This window comes from Bacteroidales bacterium (genome assembly GCA_012517825.1).
Lineage (GTDB): Bacteria > Bacteroidota > Bacteroidia > Bacteroidales > JAAYUG01 > JAAYUG01.
Genome location: JAAYUG010000071.1, coordinates 1 through 4,451 on the forward strand (window position 1 = coordinate 1; position 4,451 = coordinate 4,451).

Sequence of the window (4,451 nt, forward strand, 5' to 3'; positions counted from 1 at the left end):
ACTTTAAGACTGCTTCCGAAGATAACGGCTACTGTCTGCCAGAATGCCGCCTGGAATGAACCCCTCAGCTCCTTAACCAGCGTATAGGATGTTTTTCCCGTTTCCCTGTCAATCAGTTTGATGAGCAGTTTCCCCTGGGTGATCGTCAGAGCCTTCAGCTGGTCCTCGTACTCAACCCGCAACTGCTTTTCCACCTGTTTTGCGTATTCTTTCCTTGCTCTGTCATTGGGCAGTTTCATAAACTCCTGGTTCAGTTCCTCGAGTTTTACTTTTGCCAGCTGGGCGTAGGGATAGACAATTTTCAGGTCCCGCACCAGCTTCCAGTAATGGTACTCGGCCTTCCTGCTGGAAAATTTCGGTTTAGGGAAGATGTAAACTTCTTTAATGGTAGCCAGCAATACGGTGTCACCCTCCGTTACCCTGCCCGGCACAACGAGGAAGTCATTTTTCTCCGTTGACTGACCGAATAGGGTAACGGGGAAAAAGAACAGAAACGCTATCAGAAAATTTCTCATCACCTGCATACCATCAAACAATGTACCAGAGGTTGCCGTCAGCAGAATACTACGCAAAAATACGATAAATGTTCCACAGGTTGATGAATCAGAGACTCATCGCAGGCGTTAGCACTATTCATTAGTTCGCTTTGCTCCTGATGCATTAGCCACCCTGAATGGTTCATAACAGAAATTTATTTTTAATTCTCCTCCGGATGTTAAAAAACGAAATTTTGAAACATCCCCTCAGGAAAAATTGTTGTATCAGAAAAATTTAAAAATTGCTAATATTACAGCATGGATAAACACGACAGATCATACACGAACGGGGAAATTACGGTTTTCTGGAAGCCTGCAAAATGCATTCATGCCACCACCTGCTACCGGGAACTTATCGAAGTATTCAATCCCCGCAAAAGGCCCTGGGTGAACATGCAGGGCGCGCCGACAGAACGCATTATCGAAGTGGTTGAAAAATGCCCTACCCAGGCCCTGAGCTGGCAATGGAACGATCCTGAAAAGGAAAAAGAACGGCAGGCCTCTGCTCCCGCCAGAGCCAGTGAACCCGAAGAAAAACCGGTGCTGATTCAGATCATGCGCGACGGACCGATTGTGGTACAGGGCAGCTTTACCTTGTACGATTCCGACGGAAAGGAACGCAAGGCCTATAGCTTCACGTCCTTTTGCCGCTGCGGACACAGCAACAATATGCCATTCTGCGACGGAAACCACCGGCTGAAAGGATTCCGGTCAGATAAATAACCAGAAAAACAAAAAACTGCTGTATGGAAAAAAAGACCCAGGCTGAATTTCATCTGATCAAAAACGGTCCCCTCAGGGTAACCGGTCACTTCCGAATCACCGGCACCGACGGCAGCAAAATCGAAACAGATAAAGAGGTTTACCTCTGCCGTTGCGGACATTCTTCCCAAAAGCCGTTCTGCGACGGGTCCCATGAAAAAACAGGATTCAGAGGATAAAACAAAGGTTCAGTACAGCAGCCAATGTGGTGGATTGCACTCATACTTGTTGCCGGCATTGTAACCGGACGTCTTTTACGCTCCCAAAGCCGGCTGAGGCTTGGCGCCGACTGTCTGCTGATGCTCTTCATCTTTGCCCTTCTGTTTTTTCTGGGCTCAGAAATAGGCTCTGACCCTGCATTTACAGGCCAAATAAAAACCCTCGGATTTCAGGGAGCACTGCTCGCCCTGTTTACTATCGCAGGAAGCATTGCCGCCTGGAAAATCATTCGTTCGTTCTTCCATGAAAAATAGTCTCATCATCACCTGTTTTTTCATCGGAGGCATACTGGCAGGTTTTTTCCACTTTCTGCCCCCGGGATGGATAGGCAGTGGTGTAACCCAGTGGATTCTTTTCGGGCTGATTTTTCTTGTGGGATTTGTTCTGGGTGCAGACCCCAGGCTGGGAATGCTGGTGCGCAGTATCCGGGTTTCGGTTGTATTGGTTCCGCTGGCGGTTGTAACAGGAAGCCTGGGCGGTGCTGCCGTCGGCTGTCTTTTGCTTCCCTCCCTTTCCCTGCCTGATTCGCTGGCCATAGGGGCCGGATTTGGCTACTACAGCCTCAGCAGCATCATGATTGGAGAGTTATCAGGAAAAACGGCAGGAGCTATTGCCTTAATTACCAATATTTTCAGGGAAATCACCACCCTTCTGGCCGCTCCCCTGCTGGTAAAATGGTTCGGGACTATGGCGCCTGTCCTGAGCGGCGGAGCCACTTCCATGGATACCACCCTGCCCGTCATCATGAAATATGCAGGAAAAGAATACCTTTTTTATGCCCTCATCAGCGGCATCATCCTCACCATGCTGACACCCCTGCTGATCAGCCTTATCTATGCCATTTTCTGAGGAACACGATGGCTAACGCGGCACATAATCGGTACGCAGAACCTTAAACTCGGTCCGTCGGTTGATCTGATGGCAGATTTCCTTCTGCTCGTCGGAAGGAAGCGAATTGATAAAGGATTCCGTAAGTACCTGCCCTTCCTTCAGGAAAGGATATTCGGCCGCCAGTTTTTTGTCGACTGTCTTTGGCTGGGATTCTCCGTAACCGCGGGCTGAAAGCCTGTCAGGCGCAATACCCTTTGCAATCAGGTAATTCACCACGCTTTGTGCCCGCTTCTGCGACAGATCCATATTGAACTCATCCGTACCCCGCGAATCGGTGTGCGACATCAGTTCGATTGTCACATTGGGGTTATCGTTCAGGGTTTCCACCAGCTCATCCAGTGATACCATCGACTCGGGACGCAGATCCCACTTGTTGAAGTCATAAAAAATATTGGGCAGTTCGATGGGCTTCTCAATCGAAGAAAGGTAAATAACCATCCGGAAATCCCGGCTCCTGGTGAGACCCTTTGTCGATTCCCTCTCCTTGCCGTTCAGGTATCCTTCAAGGGAGGCAAGGTACACATAATCGGTATTGGGTTTGAGGGTAAACCGGAAGGTGCCGTCTTTGGCCGAACGGGTTTCAATCTGCACCCCGTCGCTTCCGATGGATTTAATAAGAACATTGGCCAGGGGAAGGTCGGTTTTTTCATCTTTCACGGTTCCGTAAAGGTTGAATTTCAGAGGAGGCAGGACAAAAGCGTAGATATTGTCATCGCCTTTCCCTGCACGGGAAGAAGAAAAGAAGCCTTTTTCTTCGTCTTTCTGAAACACGATTCCGAAGTCGTCGGCCGGAGAATTGATAGGAGGTTTCATGTTTTCGATGGTCCAGGAGCCGTCTTCCTTATGCACAGCTTTGAAGATGTCGAGCCCGCCCATGCCGATATGTCCGTCGGACGAAAAATAGAGGGTTCCGTCGGGATGCACATAAGGAAACATTTCATCGCCGGGGGTATTGACCGGTTCCCCCAGGTTTTCGGGTTTGCCCCATTCAGCACTTTTGCTGCTGCGGGTCACCATCCAGATGTCCTTTCCACCCACACCGCCTGGCATGTCGGAAACAAAATACAGGGTAAGTTCATCAGGACTGATGGCCGGATGGGCAATTACCATGCTGTCGCCTCCGAACGACAGGGGATCGGCCTTGCCCCAGCTATCCCCATTGCGCCGGCAGGAGTAAATCTGGCAACCGTACGATTTGTTCTTTGCGGTTTTGCACCGTGAAAAATACAGGGTATTGTAGTCAGAAGTCAGGCAGGGGGTTCCTTCCTCAAACTCGGTATTTACCGGGTCACCCAGCGGTACCGGTGTGCTCCATTTTCCCTTCCTGTCCTGGCGCACCACAAAAATATCGGCATAGCTCTGTCCTGTAGTCCCGTGCTTTTCGTTGCCCATTGCTTCATCGCGCGAAGAAGTAAAATACACCGTTCTGTAATCATCAGATGCAAATGCCGGCGAATAGTCACTGCTTTTCGAATTAAAGTACTTCATGTTTTCAATCTGGTAAGGGCCGGGATTGTTCATCCATTCCAATGCCAGATCGCAGGAAGTAATCAGCGCGTCTACCTCCTTGTCATCGGGTTTGAGCGACTTGTATTTGAGAAACATATCCCGTGCATCGCTGTACTTTTCATTCATCTTCAGTACCTGTCCGTACCGCAGGTAAACCACCGGATTGGAATAATTCTTCGCAATGGCCTTTTTAAACCATACCGCAGCATTTTTCGGGTCATCGATGCGGCGGTACGACTCGCCGATGTAGAACAATACGTCTGCCTTCTGCTCCTTAGGAATAACATCGTACACCTGTTTGAACTGGTCGATGGCATCGGCATAGGCTCCGGCATCAAACATGGCATAGGCTTTTAATGCCTTGTTTTTCTGCCCCTGAACGGATACAGAAATAACAGCAAGTGCTATCATCAATCCTGCAAAACGGAAGGTTCTCATACCGGTAAATCGTTTGACGGTAAAGGTAAAAGTTTTTCCCTTAGAAAGGAACGAAAATATGATGCAAAGATTGTCCCTACGGGAAGAAGTACCGTC

General features: G+C 49.1%; 6 protein-coding genes. 4 read left to right on the plus strand and 2 right to left on the minus strand.

What is annotated here, in order from left to right; genetic code table 11:
- Positions 1 to 572, minus strand: a 572-nt coding sequence (locus GX419_04650; GenBank protein ID NLI23979.1) for a DUF4294 domain-containing protein, incomplete at its 3' end; no start/stop codon positions are given.
- A gap of 222 nt (positions 573 to 794) precedes the next feature.
- Between GX419_04650 and GX419_04655 the strand changes: the two genes are divergently transcribed.
- Genes GX419_04655 through GX419_04670 form a run of 4 tightly spaced genes read left to right on the plus strand, consistent with a single transcriptional unit; the run spans position 795 to position 2,366 of the window.
- The gene (locus GX419_04655; protein ID NLI23980.1) at positions 795 to 1,259 is read left to right on the plus strand and encodes a hypothetical protein; all 465 of its coding nucleotides are present in this window, start codon (positions 795 to 797) and stop codon (positions 1,257 to 1,259) included.
- A gap of 23 nt (positions 1,260 to 1,282) precedes the next feature.
- Positions 1,283 to 1,477 carry a CDGSH iron-sulfur domain-containing protein gene (locus GX419_04660; protein NLI23981.1) on the plus strand — a complete coding sequence of 65 codons (195 nt, stop codon included), beginning with the start codon at positions 1,283 to 1,285 and terminating at the stop codon, positions 1,475 to 1,477.
- 24 nt (positions 1,478 to 1,501) lie between these two features.
- On the plus strand, positions 1,502 to 1,771 hold the full coding sequence (locus GX419_04665) for a LysO family transporter (protein ID NLI23982.1): 270 nt from the start codon (positions 1,502 to 1,504) through the stop codon (positions 1,769 to 1,771).
- Positions 1,761 to 2,366, plus strand: a complete 606-nt coding sequence (locus GX419_04670) for a lysine exporter LysO family protein (protein NLI23983.1) — start codon at positions 1,761 to 1,763, stop codon at positions 2,364 to 2,366. Before GX419_04665 ends, GX419_04670 begins: the two co-directional genes overlap by 11 nt.
- Before the next feature lie 12 nt (positions 2,367 to 2,378).
- Here GX419_04670 and GX419_04675 read toward each other — a convergent pair whose 3' ends face one another.
- Entirely contained in the window at positions 2,379 to 4,355 is a 1,977-nt protein-coding gene (locus tag GX419_04675) for an OmpA family protein (protein ID NLI23984.1), read from the minus strand.
- Between the last annotated feature and the right edge of the window lie 96 nt (positions 4,356 to 4,451).